Genomic DNA, 20,825 nt, shown 5'->3' on the forward strand with positions numbered 1-20,825 from the left:
ATAGAAATGGCAAATTCAACAACGTTTTTAGATCAAGCGATTCAAGAAAAAAACGTCCGTAAAATCCGAAGTGCTATTGGTTCGTATATTATGGCTGATCCTCTTGATCGATATGGGGAAACAGAGAAAGCGGTTCGTAAAGTGGAAGCGGCTGGAATTAATATTTGGGAAGAACATGATGGGAGAGATTTTAAGCATGACCGGACAAAATGGGACGAAGAGTATTTTTCACTGTTGCAGGCGCAATTAATGACTAATTTCTCTAAAGAGCGATTTCATCATACGATGGAAGTTGGCAAAGAAGTGTATAAAGGGGAGTTAACAGCAAAACCGTCTGTTTCCCCTAACTATTCTTCAAAAGTAAATAGTTCAAGAAATGTAGAAACAAAGAAAAATCCGAAATCATCGGGAAAGAATATTGTGGCAGGAATGGTGGTGATAGCCACAGCAGCAGTATTGTATTACCTAATAAATTTAATAAAAAAATAAACGAGGCGTCTGAAACAAGCTTTAAACAACAAATGGTAAATAAAAACAAAGAACAGTTTGAAAAAGAATGGAAAATCATGAGTACTTCACGAAATAAATAATACGCAGTTGAGGGTGGTCCCATGAATACACTTGATGTTCGAAAAGAAAATGATCTTATTCAATCGTTTCAGCTGGCAAATGAATTTGTTGAAAAAAACTACTTATCTGAGCTAACAACACATGAGGTGGTTCCTATACCACCTCATATTGAAAGTTTAACAGTGAGACAGCATATTCGTTTGTTTAAAATCACCAAAATTGTTTATGATCAAAACGAGGATATTTCAGAAAAGCTTATTAACATTTTTAATACGGTAGGAAACTTGAATAGTTCTCTTATTCTCATTCTCGACAGTAAAGGAACGGATGTAGATTTATATATTGGAGTGCGCTCGATCGATCCACAGCGAAGCATAAATGAAGCAAAGAAAGGATTGCAAAAAAGTTTTAACGGCCATTTCCCAGGAACAGAACTTCGTAATTTGCGAAATAGTGAAATTGAGAAAGTTGTAGAAAATTTATTTCAATCACGCTTAAGTGAATCGAATAAAGTGATTACATCAGTTTCAGGTATCCCTGCGCTTAAAGATGTTGATAAAAAAAGCTATATACAAGGGTTGGAAAAATTAATTGACTCGATGAAAGGTGAGACATTTTCAGCCATATTTATTGCTGAGCCTGTACAACCGAAAACAGTCGCTGAAATTTATCAAGGCTACGAAACATTATATTCACAGCTTGTCCCATTTCAACAAACGGAACTTTCTTTTAGCGAAAATGATAGTAAAGCGGTCGCCGAAGGAATCAGTAATAGTGTTACGAATACCATTAATGAAAGCCTTGCTAAAACACAAAGTCATACAAAAGGTTCAACGGAAGGAAGTTCCCGGAATGAGAGTGTTTCTAAAGGAGGAAACACAGGAATTTCTCTCTTTTTCTCAGTAGGAACAAATCGATCATCAACGAAAGGAGTAACAATTAGTTCAACGTTAAGCACGTCAGATACAGAAGGAACAACGACAACGACAGGGACATCAAAATCAGACGCAACAACAACTAGTAAGACAGAAACGATTACAGAGGGGACAAGCAGAAGTTTGCAAATTAAGTTTGAAAATAAATCGGTTACAAATTTACTTGAAAAGATCGATGAACAATTAAAACGTCTAAAAAGCTCAGAAGACTATGGCTTATGGAATTGTGCTTGTTATTTTATCGCAGAAGACGCCCAAACTGCAAAAGTGGCTGCAAGTACGTATCAATCGATTATGCGAGGAGATAATTCCTCTGTTGAACATTCCGTTATTAATACGTGGGATAATGATAATCAACAAAAATTAGAAATGATTACGAAGTATTTAACTAAATTGCATCATCCGCTCATTCGCCTGCAAGTGAATAATGGGCTAAACGTTCCTTACGTATCTCCGGGGACGCTCATTAATGGAAGGGAACTAGCGATTAGTTTTGCGTTGCCGAGAAAATCGGTCAGCGGGTTGCCAGTTCTTGAAGCAGTGGAGTTTGGGAGAAATGTTTGGACATATGACAATAAAAATGATGAGAAAAAGCAAATATCTATAGGAAAAATATTCCATATGGGGCGTTCCGAAGAAACGGAAGTCACTCTTGATCTACAAAGTCTTTCTATGCACACATTTATTACAGGATCTACAGGTTCTGGTAAATCTAACACAGTCTACACTTTATTAGATCGTCTTGAAAAAGAAAATATACATTTTCTAGTCATTGAACCTGCTAAAGGTGAATACAAACAAGTATTTGGTGGACGAAAAGACGTTTATGTTTTTGGAACGAATCCAACGTTGTCTACTTTATTAAAAATTAATCCGTTTCGTTTCCCAAACGGTATTCATGTGTTGGAGCACATTGATCGACTAATTGAAATTTTTAACGCATGTTGGCCGATGTATGCCGCCATGCCAGCAATATTAAAAGAAGCAATTGAGCAGAGTTATGAGAAATGTGGTTGGGACTTAGAGGAATCCATCAATATTTATGAAGAGCCTGTTTTTCCAACATTCAAAGATTTACTTAACACGTTGCCGGAAGTCATCAATAATTCCGCTTATTCGCAAGATACGAAAAGCGATTATACCGGCGCGTTAGTGACAAGGGTTCACTCATTAACAAATGGTTTAATTGGGCGTATGTTCTCTGATCATGAGACGGATAATATGAAACTATTTGATCGAAACTGTTTGATCGACTTAAGCCGTATTGGTTCAACTGAAACGAAAGCGTTAATGATGGGGATTTTATTGATGCGGTTACAAGAACATCGTATGTCATTCACATCAACTATGAATCACGAATTACAACACGTAACGGTATTAGAGGAAGCCCATCATTTATTAAGACGTACAAATTTTGATCAAACTCAAGAAAGTGCCAATCTTCAAGGGAAAGCGGTTGAAATGTTGGCAAATGCCATAGCTGAAATGCGGACATATGGTGAAGGATTTATTATTGTCGATCAGGCTCCTGGACTATTGGATAGATCGGTGATACGTAACACAAATACAAAAATCATTCTTCGCCTGCCGGATCGGTATGATCGTGAAGATGTCGGACAAGCTACAACATTGAATGAACAGCAAATGAACGAAGTAGCAAAATTAAAAACGGGGGTTGCTGTTATTTATCAAAATAACTGGCTTGAACCTGTTCTATGTGAGATTGATGAATTTAAAAGCGCGAAACCTTATATTTATATGAATGATGCCAATAACGACAATGATAAGCAAATGCGGAGTAATATTATCCAGCTGCTTTTAGAAGGACGGGTAGCTACAGAACAAAAACTCGATTTAAGCCATCTCGATATCCATTCACTTATAAAATGGTTGGAACAGCAAGAGATTCATTTGAAAGAAAAGCAAATATTAATAGATAATTTGTACCAATATATAGAAAAGGGAGCAATGAGTCTATGGGAAACAAATCGTTTTGAGGAATTGGCGCATCTTGCTGCTCTTTTTGTGCCAGTAGAAAAATTATTGCGATTTGCAAGAAGTTCTAAAGATTTTAATGAATGGAACGAACGTGTAAGTTTAGCATTGAAGAGATATGTTGACTTACAAGAAAACGATGCATACGAGAAGGTATTTATTCAATGTATCCTTCGGGAGCGATCGAAAGAAAATGATGAGTTTAAAGATTTTTATTTTAAGTGGATTGAACATTATCGCAGGGAGAGTGCAGTATGATTGAAGTTTTTTTAGCAGAAATAGCCAAGAAAGAAATTGGCTCATTATTAAAAGATATCCCGACATTTGTGAAGGATTTGAATGCTACTGAGGTATTAAACTATGCAGAAGCGGACAAACCTTTATATGAACAAGAAATGAGTAAAAAAGATATTATTGACCTAAACCGTATAAACGGCGATTTAAGCGAAGTACAAGTGGATAAACAGTTACAAGAACTATATCCTGAACGACAGAGACATACGGTTATTGATGAAGCACATTTTCCTATCGCTAGAATAGAGACAATTAATGATCATTTAGAAGGAACTGTTCACCCAGAAACAGGTGTACCATTTGAAGCAAAAGTAATTGAACTTACAGACGGCACGAGAATTGAGGGGGTTTTTCCGCAATTCGACCCCACTTTTGATGTGCAATTACCTGAAAATATGTATTTAGACACTGATTACCGGCAATTTTCCTATGCAAATCAACAACTTAAAGAAGCGATTCAACAAAACCCGGAATTGGCTAAGCGGTTTAATGCTCTTCAGCTTGAACAGATTGAAGAAGGGGAAACACCAGATGGATTTACATGGCATCATAGTGAGGAAGTCGGGAAATTACAATTAGTTGATGAAAGGATTCATGCTCTAACAGGTCATACTGGAGGACGGAATATATGGGGTGGAGGTTCGCCGCACCGTTAATAAAGATTTAGGGAGGATAATGAAGATGTTTCCGCAAATTGAATGGAAATTTACTAAGTCACCAATTGATAGAGAGACCATTTCTAATATTGAGAAGTATTTTGATATAGAATTTCCAGAAGAATATAAGAAAATTGTATTAAATTATAACGGGGCTAGACCGAAACCTAACGTATACGATACCGAAAAAACAAAAGAACGTACAGTTAAATCATTATTATCTTTACATCAAAAAGATGAGGGAAATATTTTGGATGTAATGAATTGGATATCAGGAAGACTACCTTCTAAGTTTATCCCATTTGCAAATGATGATAGTGGTAATTACTTATGTTTTGATTACAGTAAAAATCACAAAAATCCTCCAATTTACCTATGGCTTCATGAAGAAAATATGGCTGAAAAAGTAAGCGAAAGTTTTGTAAGCTTTTTATCGAAACTTTATTTACCATAGATGATTTAGCAAACAGTGAAGTTAAAGAGGCGAGAAAGATAATAAAATTCCCTATGGTGCTATATAAATTGAAATAAAGGTTTTCTCCCGTTCCACGGCGAATAAATACAAAGAGAAAATAAGGGAACGGAGAGAAAACTATGATGCCAAATCACAAAGACGAGATCGAAAAGTTGTCCACTGCCATGAAAGAAGCAAAAAGTAAACGAGCATATGAACGCTACCAAGCGATTTGTCTTCATTTGCAGGGATATACCAAAGGAGAAATCGCAACGATTATTGGTCGATCCAAGAAAACTATTTATAACTATATTCATGCCTACGCCCAGCGCGGTCTTGATGGACTGGAGATGAAATACTCACCTGGCGCCCCACGTCGATTGACCCCTGAGCAGGAAAAAGAGCTGGCTTTGATCATTGAACATCAGCTCCCCGTAGATGTGGGATTCGAAGCAAAATATAATTGGACGCTTGCGATAATCGCTGAACTCATTCAACAAAAGTGGGGGCCAACATACACGCTTCGCGGAACAAGTGACATTCTGCATCGGTTAGGGCTAAGCTATACGAAACCGACCTATACACTAGCCAATGCCGATGAAGAGAAACAAAAAGAATTCGTCGAAATCACCTTCCCTGAAGTAAAAAAAACTGGTAGATGGGAACATCGCCCATGTCCTCTTTCAAGATGAGTCGATGATTCGTGATTACCAAGCGATTCAAAAAACATGGTTTGTCAAAGGAAAACAACGAATCATTCCGACGTTTGGAAAACATCAAGGGCTGAAGCTGATTGGCACGTTGAACTACGAAACAGGGGAAGTGTTTTGCATCGAAGAAGAACGCTATGACGCGGAAACATTTCTTCGATTTCTTCAACTTGTGTTAGAACGCTATCCCACAGGCAAAATAGTGATGATTTTAGATAACGCTCGAATTCACCATGCCAAACTCATTCAGCCATTTTTAAAAGAACACGAAGATCGGTTAGAGCTCGTCTTTTTGCCACCATACAGTCCGCAATTGAACTTGATTGAAGGGCTATGGAAATGGCTGAAATCAGACGTGATTTACAACGTGTTCTATTCGAGTGTGCAAGAAATTAGAAAGAATGTCCAAGCCTTTATTCAGCGAATCAACCAGAAACCAGAACAAACGATCGATCGTTTGTGTGTTCAGTTGTAAATCTTTAATTCAACTTATATAGATTATGAAAAATTCATTTCGGGTAAATAACTGGACTTTGTGAAATATGAAAAATATGGAGAAAAAGCAAAAACCCGCCTGCCCATTGTCAGACGGGTTTTTTCATCCTCACAACTAACTCCTCATCCGGTGTGACGTAAACGGTCTGTTGGTTTTCGTAAATGACAAAGCCCGGTTTGGCACCGCTCGGTTTTTTAACGTAGCGGACGCGCGTGTAGTCGACCGGGACGGAGCTCGAGTGGCGCGCTTTGCTAAAGTAGGCGGCTAAATGGGCAGCTTCGATGATCGTTTGTTCCGACGGTTGTTTACTTTTAATCACGACGTGCGAACCCGGAATGTCTTTCGTATGAAGCCAAATGTCGTCTTTGCTTGCGAATTTGTTTGTTAAGTAGTCGTTTTGTTTATTGTTTTTGCCGACAAAAATCTCCGTTCCGTCGCTTGAGATGTAGCGTTCAAGTTCAATCGTGCGCGGTTTTTGTTTTTTCTGTTTTGTCGCCCTGGCGCGCAAATATCCTTGTTCGATTAATTCGTCGCGAATGCCCTCAATATCTTTTGACGAGGCGGTTTCTAGCTGCTGCAATAGCGTATCGAAATACACGATTTCTTCTTTTGTGCGTTCGATTTGCTCTTGGACGATCGCAAGCGAGTTTTTCGCTTTTTGATACTTTTGAAAATAGCTTTGCGCGTTTTCCGATGGCGTTTTTTGTTCATCAAGTGGAATCGTGACCGTTGCACCATTTTCGTCGTAATAGTTAACAACTTCCACTTCTTTCATTCCGCGTTTGACTGCATAAAGATTTGCGGTTAACAATTCCCCATATAGTCGATATTGTTCCGCCTGCTTTGCTTCCTCTAACGTTTTTTCTAATTTCAACAGCTTTTTCTCATTTTTCGCTTTTTCATTCGCGACAAATCGCTCTAAATCGTGTGCTTGTTGTTTGACACGGTCGCGTTCGGCCTTTCCGAAATAAAAGCGGTCAAGCATCTCGCTTAATGTGTCAAACGACTGCACTTCCCCGTCCATATGCGTAAGAGGTAAAGCGTAAAATATTTCTTTTTGTCCGCGATATATACACGGAGTAAATGCTTCATTTCGCACTTCTGCGATGAGTGACATAAAACTTTTCGGTAGCGTCGTCCGATTAGCTAGCCCTGCCCGATGAACAGCTTCGCGCGCAAACAGCGGAGAAATGCCCATAAATGTGGCGACGAGTTGATCGGCTAATTTTCCAGCGAGAAAATCGATTTTTTTTAACACCGTTTCTTCCGTCGCATCAAGCGGATTCAGTTTGTTGTGTGATGGCGGCGAAATGTAAGGCGCCCCCGGCAGCACCGTTCGATAGCGGTTCACAGCAGGTGAAAGATGTTTGACGCTGTCGATGATTGTATTCGTCTGTGCATCGACGAGAATGATGTTGCTGTGGCGGCCCATCATTTCAATAATGAGTTGCTTCGTACATACATCACCAAGCTCATTTCTTGCTTTCACGTGAATGATGATGATGCGATCAAAATCGACTTGCGTAATCGCTTCGATGACGCCTCCTTCGATATGTTTACGGAGAAGCATACAAAACATCGGCGGCTCTGATGGATGATCGTACACCTCATTGGTTAAATGAATGCGCGCATAAGTAGGATGAGCAGATAATAACAGTTTATAGTTGTTTCCGTACGAACGAATATGAAGTACTAATTCATGTGGAAACGGTTGATAAATTTTTGAAATGCGCCCCCCGACAAGCGTGCGCTGCAATTCTTTTGTCATCGCATATGTAAATACTCCGTCAAACGACATAAAAAACACCTTTCTCTTTTTCTTTTCATTATACCATATCATTTTTTCGTACATGCCTGAATAAGCTGTCATAGATAAGATAAGCGGAAGGGGGAAAGAAATGAGCTGGCACGGACTGCGTGTTGAACAAGTCGAACAACAAGTAAACACAACAATCGGTTTCGGATTAACGGAAAAAGAAGCGAAAAAACGATTAAAACAATTTGGAAAAAATGAGCTATCAGAAGAAAAAAAGCCGTCTGCGTTCAAACAATTTATCGGGCAGTTTCAAGACTTTATGGTGCTCGTTTTATTGGCGGCAACGGCGATTTCTGCCGTATTAGGGGAATACATTGATGCGATCGCCATCGTAGCGATTGTGATCATTAACGCATGCCTAGGATTTATACAAGAGCGGCGAGCGGAAAAGTCGCTTGAGGCGTTAAAAAAACTATCCGCCCCAGAATCGCTCGTTTTACGTGATGGTCAATGGATGAAAGTGCCGTCTGCCGACCTTGTCGTTGGTGATATTGTGAAATTCGCAAGCGGCGATCGTATCGGGGCTGACGTACGCCTTATTGAAGCGAAGGGACTATATATTGAAGAATCGTCTTTGACAGGGGAGTCGCTTCCGATTGAAAAACAAACAGCGCCACTTCCCCAAGACGTTTCGTTAGGTGATCGGACGAATATGGCGTTTATGGGCACGCTCGTGACGAAAGGAAGCGGTGCAGGTATTGTCGTAGCGACAGGGATGAATACCGCGATGGGACAAATCGCCCATTTATTGCAGTCTGCACCAACGATGATGACACCATTACAGCGAAAGCTTGAACAACTCGGAAAAATTTTAATTGTCATCGCTTTAGCGCTCACAGCGCTCGTTGTTGTGCTTGGTGTATGGCAAGGACATGAACTGTATGACATGTTTTTGGCAGGCGTGTCGCTTGCGGTTGCGGCGATTCCTGAAGGATTACCAGCTATTGTCACCGTCGTATTAGCGCTCGGTGTGCAGCGAATGATGAAACGAAACGCCATCGTGCGCAAACTTCCGGCCGTTGAAACGCTCGGGTGCGCGTCCGTCATTTGTTCCGATAAAACAGGAACGATGACAGAAAATCAAATGACCGTCACACACGTATGGGTAAATAACCGATTATGGACGGTCAGCGGGACGGGCTATGAACCAAAAGGAACGTTTTTGTTGAACGGGAAACAAGAAAAAATAGACACATCGTTGCAACAACTGTTACTGTTCGGGGCGTTGTGCAATCATGCCGAGCTGAAGAAAAAAGGAAAAACATATATGATTGACGGCGATCCGACAGAAGGGGCGCTCGTTGTAGCTGCTGCGAAAGCCGGATGGACGAAAGACAAAATCGCTAATGAGTTTACGATTGAACATGAATTTCCATTTGATTCGACGCGCAAAATGATGACCGTCATCGTGAAAGATCGTTCGAATCGGCGCTTTATCGTGACAAAAGGAGCACCAGATATGTTGCTCGAACGATGCCGTTTCCTATACATGAACGGTCAAGCGAAACCGTTGCATGACCAAGAACGAAAAACGGTGCAACAAACGGTCAATACGCTCGCCTCACAGGCGCTTCGAACGATTGCGATCGCGTATCGTCCGCTTTCATTCGCCGAAGCGATCAACGATGAAACGAAAGCAGAAAGCGACTTAACGTTCATCGGTTTACAAGGAATGATCGACCCACCGCGAAAAGAAGTGAAACAAGCGATAGCCGAATGTAAAAAAGCAGGCATTAAAACGGTGATGATTACAGGCGACCATATTTTAACCGCGAAAGCGATCGCCCAGCAACTTCACATGTTGCCGCCAAACGGAAAAGTAATGGACGGAAAGACGTTATCGCAACTCACTGTCGATGAGTTAGAAGACGTTGTAGAGGATGTGTATGTTTTTGCGCGCGTATCGCCAGAACATAAATTAAAAATCGTACAAGCGTTGCAAAAAAGAGGGCATATTGTCGCAATGACAGGCGATGGCGTCAACGATGCCCCGGCTATTAAAACAGCAAACATTGGCATTGCGATGGGGATCACAGGAACGGACGTCTCAAAAGAAGCGGCTTCCCTCGTTTTGTTAGACGATAACTTTGCGACCATTAAAGCTGCCATTGAAGAAGGGCGAAACATTTACGAAAACATTCGTAAATTTATTCGCTATTTGCTTGCATCAAACGTCGGAGAAATTTTAGTCATGTTATTTGCGATGATTTTAGCTCTTCCACTCCCGCTTGTACCGATTCAAATTTTATGGGTCAATCTTGTGACAGATGGATTGCCTGCCATGGCGCTCGGATTAGACCCTGCAGAAGAAAACGTCATGAAACGGCCGCCACGCCATCCGAAAGAAGGGGTGTTTGCGCGCGGGCTCGGTTGGAAAATTGTTAGCCGTGGCTTTCTTATCGGTATGGTGACGCTTATCGCGTTTCTCGTTGTGCATACGCGACATCCGGAAAACTTAACGTATGCGCAGACGGTCGCCTTCGCAACGCTCGTGCTCGCTCAGCTCATTCACGTTTTTGATTGTCGAAGCGAACGATCGGTGTTTGACCGCAACCCATTTGAAAATATGTATTTAGTGCTTGCGGTTTTGTCGTCGCTTCTACTGTTACTTGTTGTCATTTATTATCCGCCGCTACAACCAATTTTCCATACCGTTTCGCTACCGGTTACCGATTGGTTGCTTATTATCGGCTTATCGGCTATTCCGACGTTTTTACTGGCAGGTTCGCTATTTGCGCGTCGCCGTTCATGAAATGTTTTCGCTATATAGTGATATGTGCTATAATAAGAGAAGGTAATGGAGTGAATCTATTACCTTCTTTTGTTGTCGATATTTCATATGTACAATGGATGTGAGAACATGATCGTCAGTATGACAGGATTTGGCCGAGGGAAAAAAGAAGGCGAAAACGTACGCGTTACGGTGGAAATGAAATCCGTCAATCACCGTTTTTGTGAAATTTCGATCCGCATGCCTAGACAGTGGATGATGTTTGAAGATAAAATAAAAAGGGTAATTACAGAACATATTGCACGTGGACGTGTTGAGGTGTTTGTGACGATTGAAGGGGAACAGCTCGTTGAACGAACGCTACACGTTGACTGGCAGCTTGTCGATGCGTATTATCGGATGCTGACTGATGTGCGCAGCCGGTTTCATTTGAAAGACGATGTATCGCTTCGAGATGTTGTATACATGCTATCAGATGCGGTGGAAATGACAGAACAGCCGTTACAAAACGATGCGCTTCTTTCTTTACTTTTAGAAGCGACAAAAGAAGCGGTTGAGCAAATAAAATATATGCGCGAACAAGAAGGAAAAGCGCTATTAGCAGATATGCTGACGCAATTGGAAACGATTGAAAAAAGTGCACGTTGTATTGAACAACTTGCGCCAACGGTCGTCGCTTCTTACCGCGATCGCATACATAAGCGAATGCACGAGTTTGTACAAGGTATCGTCGACGAACAACGGCTATTAACAGAAGTCGCTTTATTTGCAGAAAAAGTCGACATTAATGAAGAATTAAAACGCATATATAGCCATATTGAACAGTTTCGTCGCATCGTTTCCGAAGGAGGATCTGTCGGACGAAAGCTCGACTTTCTCGTTCAAGAGCTCCATCGCGAAACGAATACGATCGGTGCTAAAGCAAACGATAGCCACATTGCTTCGGAAGTTGTTAACATGAAAAGCGCCCTTGAAAAAATTAAAGAACAAGTGCAAAATGTGGAGTAGTTTGTTTATTACAGAAGGGTAGGGATCAACGTGAAAGAGCGAGGTTTATTAATCGTTTTATCAGGACCGTCCGGTGTCGGAAAAGGGACGGTGCGTAAAGCTTTATTTTCACAGCCAGACATTCAATTACAATATTCCATTTCCGTCACAACGCGCAAACCGCGCGAAGGTGAAGTGGATGGCGTTGATTACTTTTTCAAAACGCGAGAACAGTTTGAACAAATGATTCGCCAAAATGAATTGTTAGAATGGGCCGAATATGTCGGAAATTACTACGGCACGCCAATTGAGTACGTGGAAAAAACGTTGCAAGAAGGAAAAGACGTCTTTTTAGAAATTGAAGTGCAAGGAGCGATGCAAGTTCGCAAAGTGTTCCCAGAGGCGCTCTTTATTTTCTTAGCCCCGCCAAGTTTAAGCGAATTGCGAAAACGAATCGAAATGCGCGGAACTGAATCGGAAGAACTCATTCGCGATCGGTTAAAGGCGGCAAAAGAAGAACTAGAAATGATGGATGCGTACGATTACGTCGTCGAAAACGACCAAGTCGAGCTTGCGTGTGAACGCATTAGAGCGATTGTGATGGCAGAGCATTGCCGACGCGAACGCGTCGCACAACGATACAAAAAGATGTTGGAGGTTGAGTAATATGTTGTACCCTTCCATTGATTTACTTATGACAAAATTAGATTCAAAATATACGCTTGTGACCGTGGCGGCGAAACGCGCCCGTCAATTGCAAGTCAAAAACGATTTAACAATCGAAAAACCTGTGTCGAAAAAATTTGTCGGCAAAGCGTTAGAAGAAATTGCGGCGGGTCATATTGAAGTCGTTAGCGAAGAAGAAGCAACGCAATAACCTACTTACGACAACCTAGTTTTAGGTTGTTATTTTTTTACAAATATCAAAACGAAAGGGGCAACGTTGATGCTTGAGCAAAAAAACATTTTATTATGTGTTACCGGTGGCATTGCGGTGTATAAAGCAGCAGCGCTCACAAGCAAACTTGTACAAGCGGGGGCGAACGTCAAAGTCGTTATGACGGAAGCTGCTTGTCAATTCGTCACACCGCTTACGTTTCAAGCGTTATCAAAAAATGAGGTGTACGTCGATACATTTGATGAAAAAAAGCCAAACGTCATTGCACACATTGATTTAGCTGATTGGGCACATGTCGTACTCGTTGCCCCTGCGACTGCAAACACGATCGCAAAGCTCGCACACGGTTTAGCTGACAATATGGTGACAACGATTTTGCTTGCGACAAAAGCACCGGTGTGGCTTGCACCAGCGATGAACGTCCATATGTACGAACACCCAGCCGTCCAACAAAATATGCGCACGTTGCAGTCGTTCGGTTATCGCTTCATTGAACCAGCCGAAGGGATGCTTGCGTGCGGCTATGTTGGAAAAGGACGATTAGAAGAACCGGAAACGATCGTTACGTTGCTTGAACAACATTTTGCAACAAATCACATATTAAAAGGAAAAAAAGTGTTAGTAACCGCTGGTCCAACGCGTGAAAAACTTGACCCTGTTCGCTTTTTCAGCAATCATTCGACAGGAAAAATGGGCTATGCACTTGCAGAAGCCGCACGTGATTTTGGAGCGAATGTCGTTCTTATTTCTGGTCCGACGGCGCTTCCTAGCCCTCCGGGTGTACAAATGATTCGCGTTGAAAGTGCGCAAGACATGTATGAAGAAGTGATGAAACATTTTCATCATAGCGACATCGTCATTAAAACAGCCGCCGTTGCTGATTATCGCCCAAAATACGTCGCTGACAATAAAATAAAAAAGCAACAAGGGGACTATACCGTTGTTTTGGAACGAACGATCGACATTTTACAAACGCTCGGTGAACAAAAAACGCATCAATTTTTAGTCGGCTTTGCGGCAGAGACGAACGATGTCGAACAATATGCCAAAGATAAGCTTGCGCGCAAAAACGCCGATATGATTGTCGCTAATAACGTCGTACAAGAAGGGGCGGGATTCGGAACGGATACAAATATTGTGACACTGTTTAAACGGGACGGAACAGTGAAAAGCCTTCCGCTTTTACCAAAGTCGGAAGTGGCAAAAGAAATTTTGCGTGAAGTTCATCGTGAAATTGAGGGACGCTTATGACGATTGCTTCTGTCATTGTTGATATTCCAGCGAGTCAAACGGATCGCCCGTTTGATTATATCATCCCGCCTAAGTTTGTCGATATCGTACAACCAGGCATGCGCGTCGTCGTGCCATTTGGCAATAGACTTTTACAAGGATTTGTCATCGAAGTAAAAGAAACGACCGATATGCCCATCGAGCAACTAAAGCCAATTCATTCCCTTCTTGATGTCGTTCCTGTATTAAACGAGGAATTACTTCAATTAGGGAGGTGGCTAACCGAAACGACACTTTGTTTTATGGTATCTGCCTTTCAAGCGATGTTACCTGCGGCGATGAAAGCGAAATATGAGAAAGATATTCGACTCATCGAACAACATATGCCCCTCGTCCACGAAAACGTGCGCGCGCTGTTTCGTGATCGTCTCACCATCCCATGGAGCGAGGTTGAGCAAACGCCATATGTGCGCCTATTACAAAAAGAAATTGCAAAAGGTCATATTGAAGTCGTTTATCGAGTTGAAGAAAAAGGAAAAATAAAAACAGAAAAATGGGTCGAATTATGTGCAAATGACGAACACGTCACCCATGCACTTGCATCACTTTCAACGCGCGCAATGAAACAAAAGCAAGTGCTCGAACATTTGTTGACAGCACGAGCTTTGCCTTTAAAACAGCTGTTGAGCGAAACAAATAGCACATGGGCAACTGTTCAAACACTCATTAAAAAACAACTTGTCGCTGTGAAAGAGAAAGAAATATATCGAGATCCGTACTCCAATCGCTCATTTTCAAAAACAAAACCATTCGTCTTAACAGATGAACAACATCAAGCGTTACAAGCGATCGGACAAGCCATTGAACAAAACGTGCACGATGTTTTTTTAATGTACGGTGTTACCGGGAGCGGAAAAACGGAAGTGTATATGCAAGCGATCGATCTCGTTTTAAAAAAAGGGAAAGAGGCGATTGTGCTCGTCCCTGAAATTTCGCTTACGCCTCAAATGGTCAGACGGTTTAAAGAGCGATTCGGCTCCAAAGTAGCCGTTCTTCATAGTGGATTATCACTCGGAGAAAAGTATGATGAATGGCGGAAAATTCAACGAAAAGAAGTGAAACTTGTCGTTGGCGCTCGCTCTGCCATTTTCGCCCCATTTGAAAACATCGGCATCATCATTATTGATGAAGAACATGAAACGAGCTACAAACAAGAAGAATCGCCTCGATATCATGCGCGCGATGTGGCTATTTTTCGTGGTCGTTACCATCGTTGTCCGGTTGTGCTCGGCAGCGCTACGCCATCACTTGAATCGTTTGCGCGTGCGAAAAAAGGGGTATATAAGCAAGTGACGTTAACGAAACGAATGAATGATCATGCGCTCCCACCTGTTGAGATTGTTGATATGCGTGAAGAACTGCGCGCAGGAAACCGTTCCATGTTTTCTCGTCTTTTATATGAAAAATTAACGGAGCGGCTACAAAAAGGGGAGCAGTCTGTTTTGTTTTTAAATCGTCGTGGTTATTCATCTTTTGTCATGTGTCGCGATTGCGGTCACGTCATTCAATGTCCACATTGCGATATTTCGCTTACGTATCATCGCGTGCAGCAGCAACTGAAATGCCATTATTGTGGATACGAACAGCGCATGTCTGCCCATTGTCCTGCTTGTCAAAGCGAACATATTCGTTTTTTCGGAACAGGAACACAAAAGGTGGAAGAAGAATTAACTAAACTTCTCCCTCATGCTCGCGTCATTCGCATGGATGTCGATACAACGAGCCGAAAAGGAGCACATGAACGGCTGTTAAACGAGTTTGGCGACGGAAAAGCGGACATTTTACTCGGCACGCAAATGATAGCGAAAGGGCTTGACTTTGCGAACGTCACATTAGTTGGCGTATTAGCGGCAGACACGATGCTTCATGTCCCTGACTTTCGGGCGGCCGAAAAAACGTTTCAACTGTTGACGCAAGTGAGTGGCCGAGCGGGGCGGCATCATTTGCCGGGAGAAGTCGTTATTCAAACGTATACGCCCGAACATTACAGCATTCAACTAGCAGCCGATCATCACTTCGAAGCATTTTATGAGCGCGAAATGATGAACAGAAAAAAACATGGATATCCACCGTTTTACTATTTAACGCTCATTACCGTATCCCATGTCGATGCGCTAAAAGGAATAAGCATCGCTGAAAAAATCGCTGCACATGTGAAAAAACATTTGTCAGCTGAAGCGGTCGTGTTAGGACCTGTTGCTTCGCCAATTGCACGCATGAACGATAGATATCGTTACCAATGCATGATAAAATACAAGCGGGAAACGAACTTAACGACAGCGCTTCGCGCGATTGTCGAACATTATCAGCGCGACATGGCGCGCGGCGATGTGACGATTACGATCGATTTAAATCCATATATGATGATGTAAATAAGGGAGGAACCATTTTGGCCATTTTACCGATTGTGACATATCCTGCACCCATTTTAGAAACGGTTTGTCAACCAGTCACCGTATTTGACCGAAAGCTAATCAAGTTATTAAATGATATGTACGATACGATGCTTGCGGCCGATGGAGTTGGATTAGCTGCTCCACAAATTGGTGTCGATCAACAAATTGCCATTGTCGATATTGGCGACCGTCATGGGCGCATTGAATTAATTAATCCAATCATCGTTGCCCAAAACGGCGAGCAAATCGGTCCCGAAGGCTGTTTAAGTTTTCCGGGACTGTTTGGGGAAGTAAAACGTTTTCAATACGTGAAAGTACGTGCGCAAAATCGTCGCGGTCGCCCGTTTGAAATCGAAGCGACCGGCTTTTTAGCGCGTGCCTTACAACATGAGATTGACCATTTACATGGCATATTATTTACGTCAAAAGTGATTCGCTATTATGAAGAAGGGGAGTTCGAACAATGAACATTGTGTTTATGGGAACACCTGATTTTGCTGTTCCGATTTTAGAACAATTGATCAAAGACGGATACAACGTGGTCGGCGTCGTTACACAGCCAGATAAACCGAAAGGGCGAAAACAACAATTGACGCCACCACCTGTCAAAGTGGCAGCGGAATCGTACGGCATTCCGGTATTTCAACCAACGAAAATTCGCGAGAAAGAACAATACGAGCACGTCATCGCTCTACAGCCTGATTTAATTGTGACCGCTGCATTCGGACAAATTTTACCGAAACCGCTTCTTGACGCACCAACGTACGGTTGTATTAACGTGCATGCCTCGCTTTTGCCTGAGTTGCGTGGAGGGGCACCGATTCATTACGCCATTTTACAAGGAAAAGAAAAAACAGGTATTACCATTATGTATATGGTTGAAAAACTAGATGCAGGCGATATATTAACGCAAGTGGAAGTGCCAATCGATGAGCGCGATACCGTCGGAACATTGCACGACAAACTAAGCCAAGCAGGAGCACGACTACTTTCTGAGACGCTCCCAAAACTGCTTCGAGGCGACATTATGCCGATCAAGCAAGATGATGAACAAGCGACGTTTGCGTACAACATTAAACCAGAACAAGAGCGAATCGATTGGACAAAAACAGGAGAAGACATTTACAACCATATTCGCGGCATGAATCCGTGGCCTGTTGCCTATACGATGTATGGTGAGGAACGGTGGAAAATTTGGTGGGGAGAAAAAGTACCCGCTTCTTCACAAGCGAAACCTGGTACCATTGTCGCCGTTGAACAAGATGGCATCATCGTTGCGACAGGGAATGAAACGGCAATTAAAATTACGGAACTACAACCAGCGGGGAAACGGAAAATGAGCGCAACTGACTTTTTGCGCGGCACGACGATTTCCATCGGGACAGTATTAGGAGGAACGAATGAGTAACGTGCGAAATGTAGCATTAGATGTGCTAATCGATATTGAAAAAAAACGAGCATATAGCAATTTATCATTACATCATGTGATCGAAACGAACGAATTATCCGCCCAAGACGTTGCCCTTTTAACAGAATTAGTATACGGCACGATTCAGCGACGCGATACGCTTGATTACTATTTACAGCCGTTTATCAAAGGAAAAATCGAGCCGTGGGTGCACCTACTACTTCGCATGTCGCTTTATCAAATGGTATATTTAGATCGAATCCCTGATCGGGCGGTGTTATTTGAAGCAGTCGAAATTGCCAAGCGTCGTGGTCATCGTGGCATCGCTTCGCTCGTCAACGGCATATTACGTTCTGTTCAACGGCAAGGATTGCGCTCCTTGGACGACATAAAAGATGAGAGCGAACGGTTAGCCATCGCGACAAGTCATCCCGTATGGCTTGTGCGCCGATGGATCGAACAGTTTGGCTTCGATGAAACGAAACGGATGTGCGAAGTAAACAACTTCCCACCAGAACAAACAGCGCGAGTAAACGTGATGCGCGTAACCGTTGAAGAAGTTATCGATCGCCTAAAAGAAGAGGGAATAGAAGCTATCCCTTCTTCCATCGTTCCGATTGGCATTAAAATAACAAAAGGAAATGCCGCTAAAACGAGCGTGTTTCGCGAAGGGCTTATAACGATTCAAGATGAAAGTTCGATGCTTGTCGCTTATGCCCTTTCTCCAAACGAAACAGATGTCGTGTTAGACTGTTGTGCGGCTCCAGGCGGAAAAACGACGCATATCGCAGAGCGCATGAACAATCGCGGGCGCGTTGTCGCGTTAGATATTCACGATCATAAAGTAAAACTGATTGAACAGCAGGCGAAGCGACTCGGCTTGTCGAATATAGAAGCGAAACAGCTCGATAGCCGTCAAGCGCATACGCAATTTGCCACTGAAACGTTCGATCGCATATTAGTTGATGCCCCGTGTTCAGGGCTTGGTGTCATTCGTCGCAAACCGGAAATTAAATATGCGAAAAATGAAAAAGATATTACACAACTTGCGAACGTTCAACTCAATATTTTACGAGCGGTTGCCCCGCTTTTAAAGCGTGGCGGAACGCTTGTATATAGCACATGTACCGTTGATCGCGAAGAAAATGAACAAGTCATCGCCCAGTTTTTAGCTGAACATCCCGAATATGATCGCGACGAAACACTTGCTTCGCGTCTACCATCGTCTGTTGCGTCATATGTAGATCGCGGCATGTTGCAATTGCTTCCTCATCACGTATATAGCGACGGATTTTTTATCGCAACATTGAAAAAGAAAGGTGACATCATATGAAACTATCCATTTACTCAATGCGTTTAGAAGATTTACAAAGTTGGATAGAACAGCAAGGGGAAAAGCCGTTTCGCGCCACACAAATTTTTGAATGGCTATATAAAAAACGGGTGACGTCATTTGAAGACATGACGAATATTCCGAAAGCATTGCGCGAGCGGTTAGATGAACATTTTGTCATCACAACGTTAAAAACGCTCGTACAGCAAACATCAAAAGACGGAACGATGAAATTTTTATTTGAGCTTCATGACGGTTATTCGATTGAAACGGTGCTTATGCGCCATGATTACGGAAATTCAATTTGTGTCACGACCCAAGTTGGCTGTCGCATTGGGTGTACGTTTTGCGCTTCGACATTAGGCGGATTAAAGCGCAATTTGCAAGCAGGTGAAATCGTTGCTCAAGTCGTCAAAGTGCAAAAGGCGCTCGATGAAACGAATGAACGTGTAAGCAGCATCGTTGTAATGGGAATAGGCGAACCGTTCGATAACTATGATGAGCTAATCAAGTTTTTAAAAATCGTCAACCACCCAAAAGGGTTGCATATCGGCGCGCGTCATATTACTGTATCGACAAGTGGTATCATCCCAAAAATTTACAAATTCGCCGATGAAAATATGCAAATTAATTTTGCGATTTCGCTTCATGCGCCAAATACAGAATTGCGCTCAAAACTAATGCCGATTAATCGAGCTTATAAATTGCCAGAACTCATGGAAGCGGTGCGCTACTACATTGAAAAAACGGGACGACGCGTCACATTTGAATACGGTTTATTTGGCGGTGTAAACGATCAAATTGAACATGCAGAAGAGCTTGCGGAGCTCATTAAAGGATTGAAATGCCATGTCAATTTAATTCCAGTCAACTACGTACCTGAACGCAACTACGTTCGTACACCGCGTGAACAAATTTTTGCGTTTGAGAAAACGTTAAAAAAACATGGTATTAATGTTACGATTCGTCGCGAGCAAGGACACGATATTGATGCTGCATGCGGACAGCTGCGCGCAAAAGAACGAAAAGAGGAAACGAAAGCGTAAGATGTGGCAACACCTATATGAAGGGAGGAAGCGATACTCTTGTGAGTGTCGTGCGTGTATGAAGGCGGTGTTTCAAACGGATGTCGGGAAAATTCGGTCACATAATGAAGATAATGGTGGAGTTTTTATTAATCAGGCGGGCAATTATTTAGCTGTTGTCGCTGACGGGATGGGGGGGCATCTCGCTGGCGACGTGGCGAGTGAAATGACGATGACGCAACTAAAACAATTTTGGGAAGAAACAGGCGAAATGACCTCGCCGCAACAGGCAGAAATGTGGTTAAAAGAACATGTCATGAAAGTAAACGAATCGCTTTTTCATCATTCGCAAACGAACGAGCATTGTCAAGGAATGGGTACGACCGTTGTTGCTGCTATTTGTACAAATCAGTTTGCGACAATTGGACACATCGGTGATAGCCGTTGTTATTTATTGAACGCAAACGGATTTCAACAAATGACCGAAGACCATTCCCTTGTGAATGAATTAGTGAAAAGTGGACAACTATCAAAAGAAGATGCGGAGTACCATCCGCGTAAACATGTACTATTGCGTGCGCTCGGAACGGAACAGACGATTCAGTTAGATGTCAAAACGGTTACGATCGACAAAGGAGATATGTTGCTCCTTTGTTCTGATGGGCTTTCTAATAAAGTGACGGAACAGACGATGATCGACGTATTAACGTCTGACCGTTCGCTTGAGGAAAAAGCGCAAGCGCTTATCAACGTCGCAAACGAGCACGGCGGCGAAGATAATATTACGTTAGCGATCGTACAATTTGTAGATGTGGATGAAAGTAGGTGATC

At 42.4% G+C, this 20,825-nt stretch carries 17 protein-coding genes; 16 read left to right on the plus strand and 1 reads right to left on the minus strand.

Translation table 11 applies throughout. The features are described from left to right. Positions 1–6: 6 nt before the first annotated feature. From NST18_RS05025 to NST18_RS05045, 5 genes are all read left to right on the plus strand, one after another. Positions 7–489: a hypothetical protein gene (locus tag NST18_RS05025; RefSeq protein WP_064220864.1), complete on the plus strand. Its 483-nt coding sequence runs from the start codon at positions 7–9 to the stop codon at positions 487–489. Between the two features lie 122 nt (positions 490–611). Continuing rightward, entirely contained in the window at positions 612–3,758 is a 3,147-nt protein-coding gene (locus NST18_RS05030; RefSeq protein ID WP_340721268.1) for an ATP-binding protein, read from the plus strand. Next, positions 3,755–4,450 carry an HNH endonuclease gene (locus NST18_RS05035; RefSeq protein WP_196762566.1) on the plus strand — a complete coding sequence of 232 codons (696 nt, stop codon included), beginning with the start codon at positions 3,755–3,757 and terminating at the stop codon, positions 4,448–4,450. The genes NST18_RS05030 and NST18_RS05035 overlap by 4 nt, the downstream gene beginning before the upstream one ends. A gap of 25 nt (positions 4,451–4,475) precedes the next feature. Continuing rightward, positions 4,476–4,904: an SMI1/KNR4 family protein gene (locus tag NST18_RS05040; RefSeq protein WP_051035087.1), complete on the plus strand. Its 429-nt coding sequence runs from the start codon at positions 4,476–4,478 to the stop codon at positions 4,902–4,904. Positions 4,905–5,044: 140 nt separating this feature from the next. Continuing rightward, a protein-coding gene (locus NST18_RS05045; protein ID WP_088223366.1) for an IS630-like element ISBs2 family transposase occupies positions 5,045–6,089 on the plus strand; the annotation gives its coding sequence in 2 pieces (ribosomal slippage) (positions 5,045–5,548 and positions 5,550–6,089; 1,044 coding nt in all). A gap of 109 nt (positions 6,090–6,198) precedes the next feature. Here the strand turns inward: NST18_RS05045 and NST18_RS05050 are convergent. Further along, positions 6,199–7,908: an Rqc2 family fibronectin-binding protein gene (locus NST18_RS05050; protein WP_004891150.1), complete on the minus strand. Its 1,710-nt coding sequence runs from the start codon at positions 7,906–7,908 to the stop codon at positions 6,199–6,201. Between the two features lie 100 nt (positions 7,909–8,008). Here NST18_RS05050 and NST18_RS05055 point away from each other — a divergent pair, with 100 nt between their 5' ends. From NST18_RS05055 to NST18_RS05105, 11 genes are all read left to right on the plus strand, one after another. Beyond that, a complete protein-coding gene (locus NST18_RS05055; protein ID WP_004891148.1) occupies positions 8,009–10,678 on the plus strand; it encodes a calcium-transporting P-type ATPase, PMR1-type in 2,670 nt (889 codons plus the stop codon). A gap of 108 nt (positions 10,679–10,786) precedes the next feature. After that, positions 10,787–11,665, plus strand: a complete 879-nt coding sequence (locus tag NST18_RS05060) for a YicC/YloC family endoribonuclease (RefSeq protein ID WP_004891147.1) — start codon at positions 10,787–10,789, stop codon at positions 11,663–11,665. Between the two features lie 30 nt (positions 11,666–11,695). Then, positions 11,696–12,310 (plus strand): guanylate kinase, encoded by a 615-nt coding sequence (gene gmk, locus NST18_RS05065; RefSeq protein ID WP_004891145.1) that lies wholly within the window; start codon positions 11,696–11,698, stop codon positions 12,308–12,310. Position 12,311: 1 nt separating this feature from the next. Further along, positions 12,312–12,521 (plus strand): DNA-directed RNA polymerase subunit omega, encoded by a 210-nt coding sequence (gene rpoZ / locus NST18_RS05070; protein ID WP_003395016.1) that lies wholly within the window; start codon positions 12,312–12,314, stop codon positions 12,519–12,521. A gap of 69 nt (positions 12,522–12,590) precedes the next feature. Then, positions 12,591–13,793 (plus strand): bifunctional phosphopantothenoylcysteine decarboxylase/phosphopantothenate--cysteine ligase CoaBC, encoded by a 1,203-nt coding sequence (gene coaBC / locus NST18_RS05075; protein ID WP_004891143.1) that lies wholly within the window; start codon positions 12,591–12,593, stop codon positions 13,791–13,793. Next, positions 13,790–16,204, plus strand: a complete 2,415-nt coding sequence (priA, locus tag NST18_RS05080; protein WP_004891141.1) for a primosomal protein N' — start codon at positions 13,790–13,792, stop codon at positions 16,202–16,204. Before coaBC ends, priA begins: the two co-directional genes overlap by 4 nt. A gap of 17 nt (positions 16,205–16,221) precedes the next feature. Continuing rightward, positions 16,222–16,695, plus strand: coding sequence for a peptide deformylase (gene def / locus NST18_RS05085; RefSeq protein WP_004891139.1), 474 nt, complete (start codon positions 16,222–16,224; stop codon positions 16,693–16,695). Continuing rightward, entirely contained in the window at positions 16,692–17,636 is a 945-nt protein-coding gene (gene fmt / locus NST18_RS05090; protein ID WP_004891137.1) for a methionyl-tRNA formyltransferase, read from the plus strand. Before def ends, fmt begins: the two co-directional genes overlap by 4 nt. Next, positions 17,629–18,969, plus strand: a complete 1,341-nt coding sequence (rsmB, locus tag NST18_RS05095; RefSeq protein WP_004891135.1) for a 16S rRNA (cytosine(967)-C(5))-methyltransferase RsmB — start codon at positions 17,629–17,631, stop codon at positions 18,967–18,969. Before fmt ends, rsmB begins: the two co-directional genes overlap by 8 nt. After that, positions 18,966–20,015 carry a 23S rRNA (adenine(2503)-C(2))-methyltransferase RlmN gene (gene rlmN / locus NST18_RS05100; protein WP_004891133.1) on the plus strand — a complete coding sequence of 350 codons (1,050 nt, stop codon included), beginning with the start codon at positions 18,966–18,968 and terminating at the stop codon, positions 20,013–20,015. Before rsmB ends, rlmN begins: the two co-directional genes overlap by 4 nt. A gap of 58 nt (positions 20,016–20,073) precedes the next feature. Then, positions 20,074–20,823 (plus strand): Stp1/IreP family PP2C-type Ser/Thr phosphatase, encoded by a 750-nt coding sequence (locus NST18_RS05105; RefSeq protein ID WP_004891132.1) that lies wholly within the window; start codon positions 20,074–20,076, stop codon positions 20,821–20,823. Positions 20,824–20,825 lie beyond the last annotated feature (2 nt).

The sequence above is a fragment of the Anoxybacillus sp. FSL W8-0104 genome (assembly GCF_038004465.1).
GTDB lineage: Bacteria > Bacillota > Bacilli > Bacillales > Anoxybacillaceae > Anoxybacillus > Anoxybacillus flavithermus_G.